Here is a 19363-nt window from a genome sequence, read left to right on the forward strand (position 1 = left end):
CTAACGCGTCCCGGAGGATCCGTCAGTCTGCTGTCCGTCCGGGGAACGGCCCTCCTGGGCCCGCTCGAGCACCTTCTGCAGGTCGTCCTGGGTGAGGGTGTCCCGGTTGAGGTGCTTGGTGCGGTAGGTGGAGCGGCCCACCATGTGCGCGGAGACCGGCACGGTGAGCAGCTGGAAGATCCAGCCCAGGGCGATGAGCGGGACCATGGACGGGTTCCGGTTGGCGAGGGCCACCCCGGTGAGCATCAGGAGCAGGCCGAAGACCTGCGGCTTGGACCCGGCGTGCATGCGGGTCAGCAGGTCGGGGAAGCGGACCAGGCCGATCGCCGCGGCCAGGGACATCAGGGCGCCCACCACGAGGCACACGGCCGTGAGGACGTCCAGGACGGTGTCGGCCACGGGGCTCACCGGCCGTGCTCCGCGGTCTGGGTGGCGAAGCGGGCCACCGTCACGGAGCCGATGAACCCGATCAGGGAGACGATCACCATGAGGATCAGGTTGTTCAGGTGCTGGTGGTAGGCCATCTCCACCGCCAGCGCCGCGGCGACGATCGCGAGCAGCACGTCGGTGGCCACCACGCGGTCGAGCAGGGACGGACCCTTCGCGAGGCGGTAGAGGGTGCCGGCGGCGCCCGCGCCCAGCAGCACGGCGGCCACAGCCACGGCGGCTTCCATCACGGTCGGTCCTCCTGGGGGGTCTCGTGCCCGGGCGTCTCCCGCGCGGGGTCCTGCTCCGTGGCCGCGGGACGGTCGGCCACCATCTGCTGCTGCGCCGTGACCGGCGCCTTGATCGCGGCGCTGAGGCGCGTGCCGCCGGCGCGGTGCTCGGCGCGCAGGGCGTCGAGCTCCTCGCGCGTGCCCATGATCCGGATCCACGCGGCCTCGATCCGGCGCACCGCCCGGCGGAAGGCCTCCGCCTCCTCGGGCCCGCGCACGTTGAGGGCGTGGAAGTACACGGTGGAGGTCGAGCGGTCGACCTCCACGACGAGCGAGCCGGGGATCAGGGACATCGTGTGGCCGGTGGCGGTGATGAGCAGGTCGGAGCGGGTGCGCAGGGGCACCCCGATCACGGCGTTGCGCGTGCGCGGCCCCACGACGATCGCCACGAGCATCACCTGGAAGCTGGCCACGGCCACCTGCCACACGAACGTGGCGGCGAAGAGGATGAACTGCAGCGGGTTGAACCGCCCGGACAGCTGCACGGCCGGGAGGTAGAGCACCCAGGTGACGAGCAGGGCCAGGAGGAGGCCGAACAGCAGGTTGCCAAGCCCGAAGTCCCCCCAGAGCGCGCCCCACACGAGGACGAGCCACACGAGCAGGGGCAGCTCGACGAGCAGCGAGTTCTTGGGCCGGCTCACGGGGCCACCTCCACGGCCGGGAGGTTGGCGGACGACGGGTCCAGCACCGCCTCCACGTAGCGCTCGGGCCGGACCAGGTTCTCGGCGGCGTTGTCCGCGAGCTGGAACAGCGGCCCGGCGAAGACGGTCAGCGCCACGCCCACGACGACCAGCGAGGCGGTGGCGCCGAGCATGGAGGGCGACATGAGCCGGATGTCGCCCTTGCCCGAGAACCGGCCGGCCTGGTCGTCCACCCCGCCGGAGGAGCGCAGGAACCGGGAGCCGGCGGGGACCGGGGCCATGAGGATCGGGTCCGGGTACTCGGCGTCCTCGGGCGCCCGCAGGAACACGCGGTTCCACACCCGGATCATGGCCAGGAGCGTGAGCAGCGAGACCAGCACGGAGGCGCCCACGAGCACGTAGGCCAGCCACTCGCCCCGGTCCACGCCGGCCTGGAGCAGGCCGGTCTTGCCGAGGAAGCCCGAGAACGGCGGGATGCCGCCCAGGTTGAGGGCGGGGAGGAAGTACAGCAGGGCGAGCACGGGGGCGATCCTCGCGAGTCCCGCGAGCCGGTCCACGTTGGTGGAGCCGCCGCGGCGCTCGATCAGCCCGGCCACGAGGAACAGGCTCGTCTGGATGACGATGTGGTGGGCCACGTAGTAGACGGTCGCGGACAGCGCCGTCTCGCTGCCGATCGCCACCCCGAACACCATGTAGCCGATGTGGCTGATCAGGGTGAAGGAGAGCATGCGCTTGATGTCGATCTGCGCGAGCGCGCCGAGGATGCCCACCACCATGGTGAGCAGCGCGACCCACATCAGCAGGCCGTCCAGCCGGTCCCCCGGGAACAGCAGCGTCTCCGTGCGGATGATCGAGTAGACGCCCACCTTGGTGAGCAGGCCCGCGAACACCGCGGTGACCGGGGCTGAGGCCGTGGGGTAGGAGTCGGGCAGCCAGAAGGAGAGCGGGAACACGGCCGCCTTGATGCCGAAGGCGATGAGGAGCATCAGGTGCAGCTGCATCTGCGTGCCCACCGGCAGATCGCCCAGCTTCCCGTGGAGGTCCGCCATGTTGATGGTGCCCGTGGCCGCGTAGATCATCGCGATGGTGATGAGGAACAGCACGGAGGAGATCACCGAGACCACCACGTAGGTGACGCCGGTGCGGATCCGCTGGGCCGTCCCGCCCATCGTCATGAGGACGTAGGACGCGGTGAGGAGGATCTCGAAGCCCACGTAGAGGTTGAACAGGTCCCCGGCCAGGAACGCGTTGGACACCCCCGCCACCAGGATCAGGAACGACGGGTGGAAGATCGAGATGGGCCCCTCCTCGTCGCCGTCGGCCACGCCCTGGCCCGTGGCGTAGACGAGCACGGCGAGCGAGACGACGGTGGAGACCACGAGCATCAGCGAGGAGAGCTGATCCACGACCATGACGATGCCCCAGGGGGCCTCCCAGTTGCCGAGGTGCACGACCTGCGGCCCCTGGTCCCACGTGCTGACCAGGATGAGGGCCTCGACCACCAGGCTGACCACGAGGGAGCCGATGGCCACGACCCGCTGCAGCCCGTGCCGGCGTAGCAGGACGAGGCTCAGGGCCGCCCCGAGGAACGGCACGATGACGGCCAGCGGGGCCAGCTGGGCGAAGTGGACGGTCACCGGCGCTCCCCCCGCTCGGCCCCGCGGTGGCCGGGGGCCTCGACGGCCTCCTCGGGGTTGTGGCGGGCGGGCCCGTCGTCGGCCAGGGGCCGGGACGCCAGCTCGGCCTCGAACTCGGTGGTGTCCAGGGGGACGTCGGCGTCGTCCTCCACGTCGTAGGAGGACTGCCGCGCGACGCGCCGGTCCTCGACGTCGTCCTGGATCTCGTCCCGGCGCCCGAGCACCCACGAGCGGTAGATCATGCCGAGCAGGAACGCCGTGACCGCCAGCGAGATGACGATGGACGTCAGGATCAGCGCCTGGGGCAGGGGATCGCTGTAGTCCTCCGCCGGGATCGAGCTGTCGTAGAGGGGGGCGTAGCCGGGGACGCCCCCGGCGTGCAGGATCAGCAGGTTCGTTCCGTTCGTCAGCAGCATCAGGCCGAGCAGCACCCGGGTCAGGGAGCGCTCCAGGATCAGGTACACGCCCACCGCGTAGAGCACGCCCATCACGACCAGCAGGGTCAGGTTCACGCTCATCGGTCCTCGCCTCCCCGTTCCGCGACGGCGACGGAGCCCGTCCCGCCGTCCGCCGCCGCGCCGACCGTGACCGGCGCGTTCCGCGCCCCCTGCCGGGAGACGCGGATGCGGGTGCCGCGGGTGCGGCGCCGCCGGCGCACGCCCTCCTCCTCGATCCGCTCGTCGATCCGCCCGCCCAGGGAGCGCAGGATGTCGAGGATGAGCCCGACGACGATGAGGTAGACCCCGATGTCGAAGATCAGGGCGGTCACGAACTTCTCGTGGCCGAACACGGGCAGGTCCGCCTCGAACGTGTAGCTCTGCATCACCGAGCCGCCCAGGAACACCGGGGTGATGGCGTAGAGGGCCGCGATGGCCAGGCCCGCGCCCAGCATGGTCCCGGCGTTGATGGGGGTGGCCCGCTCCAGCTCGTAGCGCCCGCCCGCCAGGTAGCGCACGGTGAGGGCCAGCCCGGCCATGAGCCCCCCGGAGAAGCCGCCGCCCGGGTCGTTGTGCCCGGCGATCAGCAGGTACAGGGAGACCATCATGAACGTGTGGAAGAGCAGGCGGGTGACCACCTCGAAGATGATGGAGCGCCGCTCGGGGGCCAGGGTGCGCCCGGCCAGCAGGTAGGGGTCGCCCGGGCCCTCGGCGAAGCGGCGCACGAGGCCGACCTCCGCGTCCGCGCCCGCGGGCTGGACGGCCGCCGCGTTGCGGCCGCGGATCACCTTGAGCTGGTCGGTGGTGGGGTCCGCGCCGGAGCGCACGAGCCGGTCCCCGCGGCCGGTGACGAAGATCAGGGACGCCACGCCCGTGGCGGCGAGGACCAGCACCGAGATCTCCCCGAAGGTGTCCCACGCGCGCAGGTCCACGAGGGTGACGTTGACGATGTTCTCGCCGTCGCCCTGCTCGTAGGCGAGCCGCGGGAACTGCAGCGAGATGGGTTCGGCCGTGCGGGAGGACATGCTGAAGGCGGCCAGGGCCATCATGAACAGCCCGAAGACCACGGCGAAGCCGGCCCGCAGGGCGCGCCGGCCGACGGGGTTGCGGTGCCACAGCGGGGCGGGCAGGGAGCGCAGGGCGAGCACGAACGCCACCAGCAGGACGGTCTCGACGAGCGTCTGCGTCAGGGCGAGGTCCGGGGCGCCCTGGAGGGCGAAGATCAGGGCCATGCCGTAGCCGGTGACGGAGACGAGCAGCACGGCCAGGAACCGCTTCTTCGCGGTGGGCACCAGCAGCGCGGCGACGACCATGGCCGCCCCGGCGACCAGCTGGGCGGGCCCGTCCGACACGCGCAGGGTGCCGAGCGGCGGGGTCTCCTCCACGATCAGGGCCACCAGCGGCACGACGATGGACGTCACGAGGATGACGGAGAGGTAGAACATCAGCGAACCGCGCTGGGTGCGGCCGGTGATCCACACGGCGGCGAGGTCCAGGGCGTTGATCACCCGCCGGTAGACGAGCTCGCCCGCGGGCAGGGACGGCAGGGACCGCTGGAAGGCGGCGACGGGCCGCTTCCCGAGGTGCAGCAGTGCTCCAGCGGCGACGATCAGCGCCGAGAGGCCGAGCGCCGGGGTCAGGCCGTGCCACAGGGCCAGGGAGAAGTGGTGCTCGCCCATGCCCGGGAACTCGTCGACATATGGCTGCAGCAGCATGTTCACCGACTTCGGCCACAGCCCGTAGGCCACGGTGAGGACGGACAGGACCAGGGGCGCCGCGAGGAAGGCGGGCTCGACCCGCTCCATGTCGCTGATCCTGGAGCGGCCGGTCTCCCCCGCCTCGAGCTCCGAGAACCGGGCGGACTTGTGGGCGAAGCCGCCCCACACGAAGCGGGCGCTGTAGGCGAAGGTGAGGACGGAGCCCACCACGATCCCGGCGAGCACCACGACGCCGGCGGGCCCGGTGGCGGCGTGCCCGAACGCGCCGAGCACGGCCTCCTTGGCCACGAAGCCGGCCAGCGGGGGCAGGCCGGCCATGGAGGCGGCCGAGACCAGGGCGACGGCGAAGAGCATCGGCACCCTGCCCGCCAGCCCGGACAGGCGGCGGATGTCGCGGGTGCCGGCCCGGTGGTCGATGATGCCCACCACCAGGAACAGCGCGGCCTTGAACAGGCCGTGGGCGAGGACCATGCCCATGCCGGCCTGGGCGGTGTCCGCCGTGCCGTGGCCGACGACCAGGATGAGGAAGCCGAGCTGGCTCACGGTCCCGTAGGCGAGGATCAGCTTGAGGTCGTACTGCTTGAGCGCGGCCCAGCCGCCGAACAGCATGGTGCCCAGCCCCAGCACCACGACCGTGGGCTGCCACCAGGCGGTCTCCGCGAAGCCCGGGGCGAGCCGGGCCACCAGGTAGACCCCGGCCTTCACCATGGCCGCGGCGTGCAGGTACGCGGACACGGGGGTCGGGGCGGCCATCGCGGCGGGGAGCCAGAAGTGCAGCGGGACGAGCGCGGACTTGCTCACCGCGCCCACGAGCAGCAGGAGCACCGCCACGTCCACCACGGTCCCGCGCGCCGCCAGCTCCGGGGCCATGCCGAGCAGCTCGGAGATCCGGTAGGTCCCGGCGGTCTGGCCGAGCATCACGATCCCGACCAGCATGGCGAGCCCGCCCGCGGTCGTCAGCACGAGGGCCTGCAGCGCCGCCCGGCGGGCGGACAGGCGGGTCCTGCTGTAGCTGATGAGCAGGAAGGACAGGACCGTGGTGATCTCCCAGAAGACGAACAGCAGCAGGAGGTCGTCGGCGGTCACCAGCCCGAACATGGCGCCGGCGAACGCGAGCAGCTGGGCGCCGAAGCCGCCGATGCCGCTGGCGTCGGACTTGAAGTAGCGGGCGCAGTAGAAGAGCACCAGGGAGCCCACGCCGAGCACCAGCAGGGACATGGTCCACGAGAGGGCGTCCATCCGCAGCACCAGGTCCAGGCGGAGGGACGGGATCCAGCTGACGCCCTCCTCCCAGCCGCCCCGGGCGTCCGCGCCGTACACGCGCGGGGCGGAGGCCAGCAGCCACAGGAAGCCTGCGAGGGGGACGGCCGCGAGGACGTAGAAGGCGCCGCGCCCCCACCGTGCGAACAGCATCGGCGCCACCACGGCCGTCGCTGCGTGCAACAGGAGCACAGCGGTCATGGGGCGCCTCCGGGGTCGTGCGGACGTGGTCGGCTGGCAGGGTCAGCCTCGGTGAGGGTCGGCGGAATCGGCAGTGGGAGATCACTCCGGAGGGACACCCCCCGGGGTGTACCACCCTATCAAAGGCTCTTTTCCGCTCCGTTTCGGCGTCCCCCGCCGGGTCCCGCCCCTCGCGGGCCCCGGCGCGCCTAGCATGACAGCCATGGACGCCGCTCCCCCCGGTCCCCCGCTCGGCCCGACGGCCCGCCGGGCCGCCCCCTTCGCCCCGGACCGCCGGCACGTCTGGGCGTGGAGCCTGTGGGACGCCGGCTCCGCGGCGTTCAACGCCGTGATGACCACGTTCGTGTTCACCGTCTACCTCACCGGCGAGCCGTTCGGCGGCGAGGACCACGCCTCCCAGGTGCTGGGCTACGGGATCGGCGCCGCGGGCGTCGTCGTCGCGCTGCTCGCGCCCGTGGTGGGCCAGCGCAGCGACGGCGCCGGGCGGCGCAAGCTGTGGCTGGGCGTGAACACCATGCTCACGGCCGCGCTCACCGCCCTGTGCTTCTTCGTCTACCCCCAGTACCCGTTCCTCTACCTGGGCGTGGCCCTCCTCGCCCTCGCGAACATCTTCGACGAGTTCGCGGTGGTCAACTACAACGCGATGCTGCCCGGGATCGCGGGCCGGGAGCACATCGGCCGCGTCAGCGGCCAGGGCTGGGCGACGGGCTACTTCGGGGGGATCGTGGCCCTGGCGATCGTCCTGTTCGGCTTCATCACGCCCGGTCTGCTGGGGCTGCCGGAGGCGGACGCCCTGAACGTGCGGGCGGTGGCGCTGTTCTCGGGGCTGTGGATCGTGCTCTTCTCGATCCCCGTCCTGCTCGTGGTGCCGGAGATCCGCGCGACCCACCGCGGGCCGCGCCCGTCGGTACTGCGCTCGTACCGGCAGCTGTGGCAGACGCTGCGGGAGCTGCGCCGGGACGCCCCGCAGACCCTGTGGTTCCTGCTCTCGTCCGCCGTGTTCCGGGACGGGCTCAACGCCGTCTTCACCTTCGGCGGGGTGATCGCGGCCGGCACGTTCGGCTTCAGCCTCACCGACGTGATCGTCTTCGCGATCGTCGGCAACGTGTCCGCGGGGATCGGGGCCCTCGTGGGCGGCCGGCTCGACGACCGCGTGGGCCCGAAGCGCGTGATCGTGGCGTCCCTGGTGTGCATCGTGGCCGCCGGGACGCCGCTGCTGGTCCTGGACGGGACGGCCGCGTTCTGGGTCTGCGGGCTGCTCCTGTGCCTGTTCGTGGGCCCCGCCCAGTCGGCCTCGCGCACCTTCATGGGCCGGCTCACGCAGGAGGGCCGGGAGGGCGCCCTCTACGGGCTCTACGCCACCACGGGCCGGGCCGTGAGCTTCCTGGCGCCCACCCTGTTCGCCGTGTTCGTCTCCGTGCTCGGCGCGCAGCGCTGGGGGATCCTGGGGATCCTGCTGGTGATCCTGGCCGGCCTGCTCCTCCTGCTGCGGGTCCGGGACCCGCAGGCGGCCGGCACCGCGCCGGGGACGCGGCCGGGATCGCTCACCGGGGCGTGACGGCGGGACTGCGAGCCGGGCCACGAGAACCTGGGCCGGCCCCCGGGCGGGCCGCTCAGATCCGGGTGCGGAAGAAGTTCAGGTGGCTGCGCGAGGCCGTCGGACCGCGCTGGCCCTGGTACCGGTTCTCGTAGGTGCCGTCGCCGTAGGGGTGCTCGGCCGGGGACGAGAGCTGGAAGAAGCACAGCTGCCCGATCTTGGAGCCCGGCCACAGCTTGATGGGCAGGGTGGCCATGTTGGAGAGCTCCAGCGTGACGTGGCCGGAGAAGCCGGGGTCGATGAACCCCGCGGTCGAGTGGGTGAGCAGCCCCAGCCGGCCCAGCGAGGACTTCCCCTCGAGCCGCGCGGCGATGTCGTCCGGCAGGGTGACCTTCTCGTAGGTCGCGCCGAGCACGAACTCGCCCGGGTGCAGCACGAACGCCTCGTCCGGCGCGACCTCCACGAGCCGGGTCAGCTCGGGCTGCTCCACGGACGGGTCGATGTGGGCGTACTTGTGGTTGTCGAAGAGCCGGAACCAGCGGTCCAGTCGCACGTCGACGCTGGCGGGCTGGACCATGGCGGGGTCGTAGGGCTCGAGGAGGACCCTGCCGCCGTCGAGCTCACGGCGGATGTCGCGGTCGGAGATCAGCACGGTCCCCAAGGTAGCGCACAGGCACGCCCTCCTGACCGCGGCCCGTGTGGTGTACAGTGTTCTGGTGTCCCCGTCCGGTGCTCGCACCGTGCGGGAGCGAGGACGCGCGGCTGTAGCTCAATGGTAGAGCGCACGCTTCCCAAGCCTGATACGCGGGTTCGATTCCCGTCAGCCGCTCCGAGACCGAACGCCCCGTGGCCCGCAGGCCCGGGGCGTTCGTCATCTCCTCCTCTCCTCGCTCTTCCCCGGGGACGACCCTCCGGTAGAATCGGGACCGCGCCCGTTCGGGCGTCCCCCACCACGCCGCCTCCGAGGAGCACTGCTCGAGTCATGCTGCGCACCATGTTCAAGGCCAAGATCCACCGGGCCGTCGTGACCCAGGCCGACCTGCACTACGTCGGCTCCGTCACCGTCGACCAGGACCTGCTCGACGCCGCCGACATCCTGCCGGGCGAGCTCGTCTCCATCGTGGACGTCACCAACGGCGCCCGGCTCGAGACGTACACCATCGCCGGCGAGCGGGGCTCCGGCGTCGTGGGGATCAACGGCGCCGCCGCCCACCTGGTGCACCCCGGGGACATCGTCATCCTCATCAGCTACGCCCAGATGGAGGACGCCGAGGCCCGCGCCTACGTGCCCTCCGTGGTCCACGTGGACGGCCGGAACCGGATCGTGGAGCTGGGCGGGGACCCCGCCGAGGCGCTGCTCGACGGCGTGGCCCGCCCCCCGCACTCGCGCACCCTGGAGGACGCGCAGGCCGACCTCGCCGGCGCCGCCCGCGTGTGACCCGCCCGGCCGCGACCCGCGCCGATCCCTGCGGCGCCCGGGGCACGGGATAGACCGGGGCATGGGATAGAACTGTAGGGGCCCGCGACCGCGGGCCCCCATCAGTGCGAGGAGGGTCCCGTGGCCGGAGTGTTCTCGGGGTTCTTCATCGTCTGGGCGGTCATCCTCGCGGGCTACATGGTGGGCCGCCGCGGCGTGCTCGGCCCCCACGGGCAGGAGATCCTCAGCAAGTTCTCCTTCTACGTGGCGAGCCCCCCGCTGCTGTTCCTCACGATCTCCGAGGCGGACGTCGCCCGGATGTTCTCCGCGCCCCTGCTGGTCGCCGCGGTCTCCGCGGTGCTGACCACCCTCGCCTACGCGGGCCTCTCCCGCTGGGTGCTGCGCAGGGACGCCGCCTCCACCGTGATGGGCGCCCAGGCCGCGTCCCAGGTGAACTCGGCGAACCTCGGCATCCCGATCGCCACGTTCGTGCTCGGCGACGCCACCCAGGTGGTGCCCGTGCTGCTGTTCCAGCTCGCCCTCAACACGCCCGTCTACCTGACGATCATGGACACCCTCACCGACGGCCGCCGCCCCAGCCTGCGCACCGTCGCGCAGAACGTGGTCACCAACCCCATGATCGTCGGCTCCGTGCTCGGGATCCTGTTCGCCGTCACCGGGTGGCGGCTGCCCGAGGTCGCCGAGGAGCCCGTGCGCCTGATCGCCGGCGCCTCGATCCCCGCCATGCTCATGGCGTTCGGCATCTCCCTCGTGGGGGCGGTGCCGCTGCGGCGCGGCGAGAGCCCGCGCCGGGACGTCGCGATCGCCTCCGTCTTCAAGCTCCTGCTCCACCCCCTCCTCGCGTTCCTCTTCGCGCGCTTCGTCCTGGGCCTGGACGGCCACCTGCTCTACGCGGTGGTGGTCATGGCGGCCCTGCCGACCGCCCAGAACATCTACGTGGCCGCGGTCCGCTACGGCCGGGCCGAGGTGCTGTGCCGGGACACGGTGCTCGTCACCACGGTGGTCGCGATGCTCACCATGGCCGTCGTGGCGCTCCTGCTCTCCTGAGCCGCCGGGCTCTCCCGGCAGGCCTCCGGACGCACCTCCGACCCCACCTCCGGGCCGACATGCGCACACGCGAATCATCAGGCTACTGGCCTGTGAGGTAGCACACCCATAGACTGAAGGCCCGCGGAGGAGCGGGCGACGGGTTGCACGCACCGCCGTCCGCGCCGCCGACCGGGGTCCGGGAGGGCCCCCTTCGACGCCCTTCGCGGGCCGCCATACCGCCGAAGGGGAGGACCAGACAGTTGACCACCACCTCACGACCCCGACCAGCCCCGGGACGACGGCGGCTCAGCGCCGCCGTGTCCCTCGGCGCCGTGGGAGCCCTGATACTCACGGGCTGCGGCGACGCCGACGCGGGTGACACCCCGACCCTCACCTGGTACATCAACCCTGACGCCGGCGGGCAGGCCGAGATCGCGCAGCAGTGCTCCGAGGCCTCCGACAGCCGGTACAACATCGAGACGGCCCTACTGCCCCTCGACGCGGCCGGGCAGCGCGAGCAGCTGGCCCGGCGCCTCGCCGCCGGGGACCGCTCGATGGACATCATGAGCCTCGACCCGCCGTTCATCCCCGAGCTCGCCGAACCCGGCTTCCTGGCCGACGTCCCGGACGAGGTCGAGGAGTCCACCACCCAGGACGTCCTGGCGGGCCCCCTCGAGGGCGCCAAGTGGAACGGCGAGCTCGTCACGGTCCCCTTCTGGGCCAACACCCAGCTGCTCTGGTACCGGGAGTCCGTGGCCGAGGCCGCGGGCCTGGACATGGACCAGCCCGTGACGTGGGACCAGATCATGGACGCCGCCCGCGAGCAGGACAAGTACCTCGGGGTGCAGGGCACGCAGGCCGAGTCGATGACGGTGTGGGTCAACGGCCTCATCGAGTCGGGGGGAGGCTCCATCGTGGAGAACCCCGAGGCCCCCGCGGACGAGGTGTCGATCGGCATGGACTCCGAGGCGGCGCGGAAGGCCGCGGAGATCGTCGGGACGATCGGCCGGGACGGTCTCGGCGGGCCGGGCCTGCCGACCTCCACCGAGAACACGACGATGATCGAGTTCCAGTCGGACAACGGGTCGTTCATGGTCAACTGGCCGTTCATCTACGCGGCCACGGCGGCCGCGGTGGAGGACGGGACCGTCGACCAGTCCGTCTACGAGGACATCGGGTGGGCCCTGTGGCCGCGGGTCGACGAGGACGAGCCCTCCGCTCCCCCGCTGGGCGGGATCAACATCGGCGTGGGCGCGACCTCCGAGAACCAGGACCTCGCCTGGGAGGCCGTGGAGTGCATCGTCTCGCCCGAGAACCAGGCGAACTACTTCGTGACGAACGGCAACCCCGCCGCGTCCGAGGCCGCGTACGAGGACCCCGCGGTGCGGGAGGCGTTCCCGATGTACGAGACCATCCGTGAGTCCCTGGACCAGGCGGCGCCCCGCCCCCAGACTCCTTACTACAACGAGGTCTCCAGCGCGATCCAGCAGGAGTGGACGCCGCCGGCGTCCGTCACCGAGGACACGCCCCGGAACACCGCCGAATTCATCGAGGCCGTCCTGAAGGGAGACCAGCTGCTATGAGCACCGTCGTCAACCCCAACGCCCCCGGCACGGAGCCCGGGTCGCTGGCCCCGGCCCCGGTCAAGGGCCGGCGCAGCGCCAGGACCGGCCTGTCCGACCGGGCGAAGTCGGAGCGCAAGCTCGGCTGGATGCTCGCCGGACCGGCGTTCATCCTCATGCTGCTGGTCACGATGTACCCGATCCTGCAGGCGCTGTGGGACTCCCTGTTCTCCTTCCGGCTCACCGACCCGGGCAACAAGGAGTTCGTCTTCCTGGGCAACTACGCCACGGTCCTGTCCGACGCCCTCTTCTGGAAGGACCTGGGCGTGACCGTGCTGATCACCGTGGTGACGGTGGTGGTGGAGCTGGTGCTGGGCTTCGCCCTGGCCCTGGTGATGAACAACGCCATCCGCAACACCCGCGGCCTGCTGCGCACCGCCATCCTGGTGCCCTACGGCATCATCACCGTGGTCTCGGCCTTCGCCTGGTTCTACGCGTTCGACATCACCACCGGCTACATCAACAACTGGTTCTCCTGGCTGCCGGGCATCGGCCCGGACTTCAACTGGTTCGCCTCCCAGTGGCCGGCCCTGTTCGTGATCATGGCCTCCGAGATCTGGAAGACCACGCCGTTCATCTCCCTGCTGCTGCTCTCGGGCCTGGCCCAGGTGCCCAGCGAGTTCACCGAGGCCGCCAAGGTCGACGGCGCCACCTGGTGGCAGCGGATGTCCCGGGTGGTCATCCCCAACATGAAGGCCGCCATCATGGTCGCGGTCGTGTTCCGCGCCCTGGACGCGTTCCGCATCTTCGACAACATCTTCATCATGACCCAGGGCCAGTACGGCACCGAGACCCTCTCGCTGCTGGCCTACCGCACCTCGATCGGCCGGCTCGAGATCGGCCTCGGCTCCGCGATCTCCGTGATCCTGTTCATCTGCGTCCTGCTGATCGCCTTCGTCGCCATCCGGGTGTTCAAGGTCGACCTCGCCGGCTCCGGAAAGGGAAGGTAACCGCCCATGTCCACCAAGCAGAAGGTCGGATGGGCCGTCGTCTCGGTCCTGGTCCTGGTCTACGCGCTGTTCCCCGTCCTCTCCATCCTGATGACGTCCTTCAAGACGCCCTCGGACCTGACCTCCGGGAAGTTCCTGCCCAAGGAGTGGGTGGGCGAGAACTACTCGTCGATCTTCGTGGGAACCGCCCGGGACCTGTTCGTCCCGTCCCTGATCAACTCGATCGGCATCTGCCTGATCTCGACGGCCATCGCGGTGGTCCTCGCCACGTTCTGCGCGTACGCGATCGCCCGCCTGGACTTCCCCGGGAAGAGGGTCATCCTCACGACCGCACTGGCCGTGTCCATGTTCCCGGTGATCTCCCTCGTGACCCCGCTGTTCAACCTGTGGCGTCAGATCGGGCTCTACGACACCTGGCCCGGCCTGATCATCCCCTACCTCTCGCTGACCCTGCCGATCTCGATCTGGACGCTCACCGCGTTCTTCCAGCAGATCCCGTGGGACCTCGAGCGGGCGGCGCAGGTGGACGGCGCGACCACGTGGCAGGCGTTCCGCAAGGTCATCGTCCCCCTGGCCGCGCCCGGCGTGTTCACCACCGCGATCATCGCGTTCTTCATCGCGTGGAACGACTTCGTCTACGGCATCGGCCTCACCTCGACCGAGGCCGCCCGGCCCGTGCCCGCGGCGCTCGCGTTCTTCACCGGCGCCTCTCAGTTCGAGGACCCGGCGGGCGCGATCTCCGCGGCCGCGATCATCGTCACCATCCCGGTGGTGCTGCTGGTGCTGCTCTTCCAGCGCCAGATCGTCTCCGGTCTGACCCAGGGCGCGGTCAAGGGCTGAGCCCGCACGCCCCGAGCCTCTTCCCGAACCGAACGAAGGACTGAGTCCAAGATGGCATCCATCACCCTCAACCACCTCGTCAAGCAGTACGGCGACGGTTTCCCCGCGGTCAACGACGTCTCGATCGACATCGCCGACGGCGAGTTCCTCATCCTGGTGGGCCCGTCCGGCTGCGGCAAGTCGACGCTGCTGCGCATGATCGTGGGCCTGGAGGACATCACCTCCGGCGACCTGCTGATCAACGGCCAGCGGGTCAACGACAAGGAACCCCGCGAGCGCAACCTGTCCATGGTGTTCCAGAACTACGCGCTCTACCCGCACCTGACGGTGTACGAGAACATCGCGTTCCCGCTGCGCCTGTCCAAGGGCAAGTTCAGCGAGGAGGAGATCGACCGCAAGGTCCGCACCGCCTCCGCGACGCTGGACCTCGACGACCACCTGCAGCGCAAGCCGGCGAACCTCTCCGGCGGCCAGCGCCAGCGCGTGGCGATGGGCCGGGCGATCGTCCGGGAGGCGGACGCGTTCCTGTTCGACGAGCCGCTGTCCAACCTGGACGCGAAGCTGCGCGGCCAGATGCGCGCCGAGATCGCCCAGCTGCAGCGGCGGATGGGCATCACCGCGGTCTACGTCACCCACGACCAGACCGAGGCCATGACCCTGGGCGACCGCGTGGCCGTGCTCAAGAAGGGCATCCTCCAGCAGATCGCCTCCCCGCGCGAGCTCTACGAGCAGCCCGCCAACCTGTTCGTGGCTGGGTTCATCGGGGCCCCCTCGATGAACTTCATCCCGGCGCACGTGCGGGGCGAGGTGTTCGCCACCCCGCTCGGCGACATTCCCATCCCGGCGCAGGCCCAGGGGAAGATGACGCAGGCGGGCGAGATCGTGCTGCTGGGCGTGCGCCCGGAGCACTTCGAGGACGCCAAGTTCGTGGACGAGGCGAAGCTGCCCTACGGGTCGGTCTTCGAGACGGAGTTCACGCACACCGAGTGGCTGGGCAACCAGCAGTACGGCTACATCCGCTACCAGCAGGACGAGGCGGTCCAGGCCAAACTCAACGAGCTGGCCCGCGACCTGGACGGCGACGAGATGGCGCCCCAGCTGGTCGTGTCCCTCGACGCGTCCTCGCGCATCCGGGGCGGGACGCAGGGCCGGATCTGGCTGGACACCCGGCGGATGCACGTCTTCGACCCGGAGACGGGCGACAACCTCACCCGCGACGTCGAGGCCGGTGCCGAGCTGACCCGGGAGGCGGCCGAGGAGCGCGAGGCCGAGATCGAGCGCGCCCGCCGGGAGATGGCCGCCGCCGGCTGAGCCCCGCAGGCGCAGCACAGGAACAGCGCAGGAACAGCGCAGGTGCTGTGCCGGCACAGCACAGGAGCCCGCCGCCCCGGACGTCCGGGGCGGCGGGCTCCTCCCGTGCCCGGGTGCCTGTGCGGCTCGGGTTCATGTCCAGCGCGGGTCCCGGCCCAGCGCGGGTTCCTGCCCGGCTCCCGTCCGCGGCCGACCGGCCGCGCCCTCAGGCCCCGCTCTGCTGGAGCACCGACAGCCACACCACGAGGGCGACGACGGCGAGCAGCGCCGCCGATCCCGCCGCGGAGCGCAGCCGCGGGTGCCGGAGCCGCCACGGCACGAGCCGGGGCCAGCGCCTGACGGCATCCCGGACGGTGGCCGACTCCACGTGGGTGCGCGGCCGGCCCAGGGCCTCGGCCACCTCGCCGAGGGTGCGGGCGTCCCACACGGCGCCGTCGAGGGCGAAGACCCGCCGCCCCGCGGCGTCCCCCACCCACAGGTGGGGCCGGCCGGCCTTCCGGGGGCTGCCGGCGTCGCGGTGCAGCGACCCGACCGTGACCACGTGGTCCACGTCGGCCAGCGACGCCGCGGCGAAGCCCACGGTGCGGGAGCGCAGGAGGTGGTCGTCGGTGCGGGCCACGAGCACGGGGCGCAGCCGGCCCCAGCAGGCCGCGGCGGCCGCGAGCACGACTACGGCCACCACGACCGCGATCCCGGCGGCGGGGCGCCGGTAGTAGAGGAAGAGCATCCCTGCGGCCAGCACCAGCAGCGGGGGCACGCAGGACAGCAGGCGGCGCCAGTAGGAGCCCAGCCGGGGGTGGAAGACCTGGCGGACGGGACCGTACTTCTCGGGGACCTGCCGGACGGCGTCGGCCATGGGTGTCAGCTCCAGGGGATCGGGGACGGTGCGAGCCTTGCGGCACAGGAAGCGTACCCGCCCCGGGGAAACGGCAGGTGGACGGGCGGGTGTGCGGGAGGGTGGACGGGAGAGGGATCGGATAGCGTGGACGGATGGAGTCCAACGTCCGCGTGCTCAAGGCCATCGGGGCCTGGCTGTTCCTCGTGCTGCTCGGCGTGGCCGCCGCGGCCGTCACGATCGCCCTGGTCAACAAGTACATGTACGGTCCCGAGACGGACGTCAAGGCGTACTTCGAGGACCTGAGGGACGGGGACGGCGGCGAGGCCCTGGGCCTGCTCAACGCCCGGGTCCCGGACTCGAACGCGGCCATGCTCGACGGCGACCCGCTGGAGACCGCGGCCGCGGGCATCGAGGACCTGGAGGTCTCCACGGTCTCCGACGACGGCGAGCAGGCCGTGGTCCGCGCCGACTACACGCTGGACGGCCAGGAGCACAGCTCAGAGTTCCGGCTGCACCCCGCCGACACGCAGTGGGGGTTCTTCACGGTGTGGGCGTTCGACGAGACCCCGCTGCCCACGGTCGAGGTGCGCCTGCCGGGGGCCACGTCCGTGGACATCAACGGGATGTCGGTCGCCCTCCCGGAGTCCTCCCGCCAGTTCTCGGCGTTCTTCCCGGGGACCTACACCGCCTCCTACACGTCCGAGTTCGTGGAGACCGAGCCCGTGAGCACCGTGGTGACCTCCCCCGGCCAGCGCGCCGAGATCCTGCTCGAAGCGCGGCCCACCCAGAAGCTCGAGGACGAGGTGGACCGCCAGCTCCGGGAGCACCTCGACGGCTGCGCCGAGCAGGACACCCTCTACCCCGCCGGCTGCCCCTTCTCCTTCGAGTTCGACGGCCGCGTCGACGGGGAGGTCGGGTGGAGCATCGAGTCCTACCCCGACCCCGAGATCACGGTGGGCGACGGCGCGGACGGCGGCTGGTCCCTCTCCCCCGCCCGGGGCACGGCGAAGATCTCCTTCGACTCCCTCGACCTGTTCACCGGGGACGTCGAGCGGATCGAGCGGACCGTGCCGTTCGAGGTCTTCGCCGACCTGCGGGTCGACGACTCGACCGTCACGGTCACCCCGCGCCGCTGAGCCCTGCCCACGCCTGAGCCCCGCCCACGGCGAGGGGCGCCGGTCGTCGACCGGCGCCCCTCGTGGCAGGCCACGGGCTCAGTTCGTGCCCCTCAGGCCACGGCCCCGGTTCGTGCCCTCAGGTCACAGCCTCGGCTCACAGCCTCAGTTCACGCCGCGCAGGTCGAGGACCAGCTGGGCCTCGCCGTCGCCGTCCAGCACGAACGGGATGCCCCAGTCCTGCTGGTACAGGTGGCAGGCAGCGTGGTCGGGGATCTCCCCGCCCGGTTCCCCGTCGCACGCCGCGGCGCGGGCCGTGATGTGCAGGACGCCCTCGGTGACGCCCTCGGCCAGCACCAGCTCCCGGCGCAGGCCCTGGGCGGTGCCGGCGCCCTCAACGAGCGCGTCCTCCGGGGAGGACGAGATCTTCAGCTGGGTGGGATCGCCCCAGCGGTCGTCGAGCTTCTGCCCGGTGGGGGCCTTGAACCGCACGTCGATCCCCAGCCGGCCCGGGGCCAGCTTCGTGCGGGGCCGCTGGGTCTGGGAGGCCCCCTCGTCGACGCGCTGAGCGGTGGCCGGGATGGGCACGCGCACGAGCCGGTGGGCGTTGGCCTCCACGACGACCAGCAGCGGCTCGTCGCCGGAGACGTCCAGCAGGACGTCGGAGGGCTCTGCCAGCCCGCGGGCCAGGGTCGCGACCTGGCGGGTGCGCGGGTCGTAGTGGCGCACGGCCCCGTTGTAGGTGTCGGCCACGGCCACGGAGCCGTCCGGCAGCTGGGCCACGCCGAGGCAGTGCTGCATCCGGGCCTGGTCCGCGTCCCCGTCGCGGAAGCCGAAGTCGAACAGCCCCTCGCCCACGGCGGTCTCGACGGTCACGGCCCCGTCCTCGGCGAACCGGACCACGCGCAGGGCGGAGGTCTCGGAGTCGGCGACCCACACGTTGCCGAGGTGGTCCTCGGCCAGGCCCGAGGACTGGGCGAACCACGCCTCGCGCGCGGGGCCGTCCTTGAGCCCCTCGTCGCCCGTCCCCGCGAGGACGGCGAGCTGCCCGGTGCGCGGGTCGAAGGAGAACAGCTGGTGGGTGCCGGCCATGGCCACGACGAGCCGGTCCGCCTTCGTGGACCACACCACGTCCCACGGCGAGGACAGCGCCACGGTCAGCGGGTCGGCGCCCTCGGGCACGTGGTCGGGCTCGGCCCCGCGGGCCCGCTCGGCGTCGAGCAGGCGCTGCACGCCGCTGCCGGCGACGGTGCGGACCTCGCCCGTGACGAGGTCCACCCCGCGCAGGCGGTGGTTGACGGAGTCGGCCACGACCACGTCGTAGCCCGCCGCGGCGCGCACGGCCTCCGGCAGCAGGGTCAGGCCCTGGGGCTCGGTGAACAGCGCGGTCCCCGCGTCCCCGTCCCGGTGGCCCTTCCCTGCGCCGATGGTCCGCTGGACCGTCTCGAGGTCGTTGCCGAGCTGGACGAGGCGGTGGTGGCCGGTGTCGGAGACCAGGAACGAGCCGTCGGGCAGCGGGAGGACCTTGCCCGGGAAGCGCAGGTCCCCCTCGGGGGCGGGGCGCGGGACGTAGGGGCCGTCGCCGCGGTGCAGGGTGCCCTTCGCGCCGTGCTCGGCCACGAGCTCCTCCACGAGGGAGACGAGGCCCTGGACGTGGCCCTCCCCCGACAGGTGCGCCACGATGTAGCCCTCCGGGTCAACGACCACGAGGGTGGGCCACGCGCGGGCCGTGTAGGCCTGCCAGGTGGTCAGCTCGGGGTCGTCGAGGACGGGGTGGTGGATCTCGTAGCGGTCCACAGCCGCGGCGAGCGCGGCGGGGTCGGCCTCGTGCTCGAACTTCGGGGAGTGCACGCCCACGGTGACGAGGACGTCGGCGAAGCGCTCCTCGAGGGGGCGCAGCTCGTCGAGCACGTGCAGGCAGTTGATGCAGCAGAAGGACCAGAAGTCGAGGATCACGATCTTGCCGCGCAGGGCGGCGAGGTCGAGCGGCTTGTCGCCGGTGTTGAGCCAGGCCCTGCCCTCCAGTTCGGAGGCGCGGACGCGGGAGGTGAGGCGCATGGGGTCGGGGTCCTT

The 19363-nt window shown here is 71.8% G+C and carries 17 protein-coding genes and 1 tRNA gene; 9 read left to right on the plus strand and 9 right to left on the minus strand.

Annotated elements, in window-relative coordinates; all coding sequences use genetic code 11:
- Genes mnhG through IEW07_RS07720 form a run of 6 tightly spaced genes read right to left on the minus strand, consistent with a single transcriptional unit; the run spans position 1 to position 6610 of the window.
- Positions 1–408 (minus strand): monovalent cation/H(+) antiporter subunit G, encoded by a 408-nt coding sequence (mnhG, locus tag IEW07_RS07695; protein ID WP_188535905.1) that lies wholly within the window; start codon positions 406–408, stop codon positions 1–3.
- Entirely contained in the window at positions 405–677 is a 273-nt protein-coding gene (locus tag IEW07_RS07700) for an MrpF/PhaF family protein (protein WP_371870216.1), read from the minus strand. Before IEW07_RS07700 ends, mnhG begins: the two co-directional genes overlap by 4 nt.
- Complete coding sequence (locus IEW07_RS07705) at positions 674–1357, minus strand: Na+/H+ antiporter subunit E (RefSeq protein WP_188535909.1); 684 nt, start codon at positions 1355–1357, stop codon at positions 674–676. The genes IEW07_RS07700 and IEW07_RS07705 overlap by 4 nt, the downstream gene beginning before the upstream one ends.
- Complete coding sequence (locus tag IEW07_RS07710) at positions 1354–2994, minus strand: Na+/H+ antiporter subunit D (protein ID WP_188535911.1); 1641 nt, start codon at positions 2992–2994, stop codon at positions 1354–1356. The genes IEW07_RS07705 and IEW07_RS07710 overlap by 4 nt, the downstream gene beginning before the upstream one ends.
- Positions 2991–3512 carry a Na(+)/H(+) antiporter subunit C gene (locus tag IEW07_RS07715; RefSeq protein WP_188535913.1) on the minus strand — a complete coding sequence of 174 codons (522 nt, stop codon included), beginning with the start codon at positions 3510–3512 and terminating at the stop codon, positions 2991–2993. The genes IEW07_RS07710 and IEW07_RS07715 overlap by 4 nt, the downstream gene beginning before the upstream one ends.
- A complete protein-coding gene (locus IEW07_RS07720) occupies positions 3509–6610 on the minus strand; it encodes a Na+/H+ antiporter subunit A (protein ID WP_188535915.1) in 3102 nt (1033 codons plus the stop codon). The genes IEW07_RS07715 and IEW07_RS07720 overlap by 4 nt, the downstream gene beginning before the upstream one ends.
- A 202-nt stretch (positions 6611–6812) precedes the next feature.
- On the opposite strand from IEW07_RS07720, the gene IEW07_RS07725 reads away from it, so the two are divergent.
- Positions 6813–8168, plus strand: a complete 1356-nt coding sequence (locus IEW07_RS07725) for an MFS transporter (RefSeq protein ID WP_188535917.1) — start codon at positions 6813–6815, stop codon at positions 8166–8168.
- Positions 8169–8223: 55 nt separating this feature from the next.
- Here IEW07_RS07725 and dcd read toward each other — a convergent pair whose 3' ends face one another.
- Positions 8224–8799: a dCTP deaminase gene (dcd, locus tag IEW07_RS07730; protein WP_188535919.1), complete on the minus strand. Its 576-nt coding sequence runs from the start codon at positions 8797–8799 to the stop codon at positions 8224–8226.
- Positions 8800–8905: 106 nt separating this feature from the next.
- Between dcd and IEW07_RS07735 the strand changes: the two genes are divergently transcribed.
- The 7 genes from IEW07_RS07735 to IEW07_RS07765 all read left to right on the plus strand — a co-directional run bounded on the left by IEW07_RS07735 (position 8906) and on the right by IEW07_RS07765 (position 15337).
- Positions 8906–8976: transfer RNA gene (locus IEW07_RS07735), tRNA-Gly, on the plus strand.
- Between the two features lie 153 nt (positions 8977–9129).
- On the plus strand, positions 9130–9585 hold the full coding sequence (panD, locus tag IEW07_RS07740; RefSeq protein WP_188535921.1) for an aspartate 1-decarboxylase: 456 nt from the start codon (positions 9130–9132) through the stop codon (positions 9583–9585).
- A 120-nt stretch (positions 9586–9705) separates the two neighbouring features.
- On the plus strand, positions 9706–10632 hold the full coding sequence (locus IEW07_RS07745) for an AEC family transporter (RefSeq protein WP_188535923.1): 927 nt from the start codon (positions 9706–9708) through the stop codon (positions 10630–10632).
- Positions 10633–10874: 242 nt separating this feature from the next.
- The gene (locus IEW07_RS07750) at positions 10875–12197 is read left to right on the plus strand and encodes an extracellular solute-binding protein (protein ID WP_188535925.1); all 1323 of its coding nucleotides are present in this window, start codon (positions 10875–10877) and stop codon (positions 12195–12197) included.
- Positions 12194–13186 carry a carbohydrate ABC transporter permease gene (locus tag IEW07_RS07755; protein WP_229741644.1) on the plus strand — a complete coding sequence of 331 codons (993 nt, stop codon included), beginning with the start codon at positions 12194–12196 and terminating at the stop codon, positions 13184–13186. The genes IEW07_RS07750 and IEW07_RS07755 overlap by 4 nt, the downstream gene beginning before the upstream one ends.
- A 6-nt stretch (positions 13187–13192) precedes the next feature.
- The gene (locus IEW07_RS07760; RefSeq protein ID WP_188535926.1) at positions 13193–14026 is read left to right on the plus strand and encodes a carbohydrate ABC transporter permease; all 834 of its coding nucleotides are present in this window, start codon (positions 13193–13195) and stop codon (positions 14024–14026) included.
- 51 nt (positions 14027–14077) lie between these two features.
- Positions 14078–15337: an ABC transporter ATP-binding protein gene (locus IEW07_RS07765; protein WP_188535928.1), complete on the plus strand. Its 1260-nt coding sequence runs from the start codon at positions 14078–14080 to the stop codon at positions 15335–15337.
- Between the two features lie 205 nt (positions 15338–15542).
- Here the strand turns inward: IEW07_RS07765 and IEW07_RS07770 are convergent, their stop codons facing one another.
- Positions 15543–16193, minus strand: coding sequence for a hypothetical protein (locus tag IEW07_RS07770; RefSeq protein WP_188535930.1), 651 nt, complete (start codon positions 16191–16193; stop codon positions 15543–15545).
- 134 nt (positions 16194–16327) lie between these two features.
- Here IEW07_RS07770 and IEW07_RS07775 point away from each other — a divergent pair, with 134 nt between their 5' ends.
- A complete protein-coding gene (locus IEW07_RS07775; RefSeq protein ID WP_188535932.1) occupies positions 16328–17311 on the plus strand; it encodes a zinc ribbon domain-containing protein in 984 nt (327 codons plus the stop codon).
- A 144-nt stretch (positions 17312–17455) separates the two neighbouring features.
- On the opposite strand, the gene IEW07_RS07780 is transcribed toward IEW07_RS07775, so the two are convergent.
- Positions 17456–19348, minus strand: coding sequence for an NHL domain-containing thioredoxin family protein (locus IEW07_RS07780; RefSeq protein WP_188535934.1), 1893 nt, complete (start codon positions 19346–19348; stop codon positions 17456–17458).
- Positions 19349–19363 lie beyond the last annotated feature (15 nt).

This window comes from Kocuria dechangensis, from assembly GCF_014636775.1.
GTDB lineage: Bacteria > Actinomycetota > Actinomycetes > Actinomycetales > Micrococcaceae > Kocuria > Kocuria dechangensis.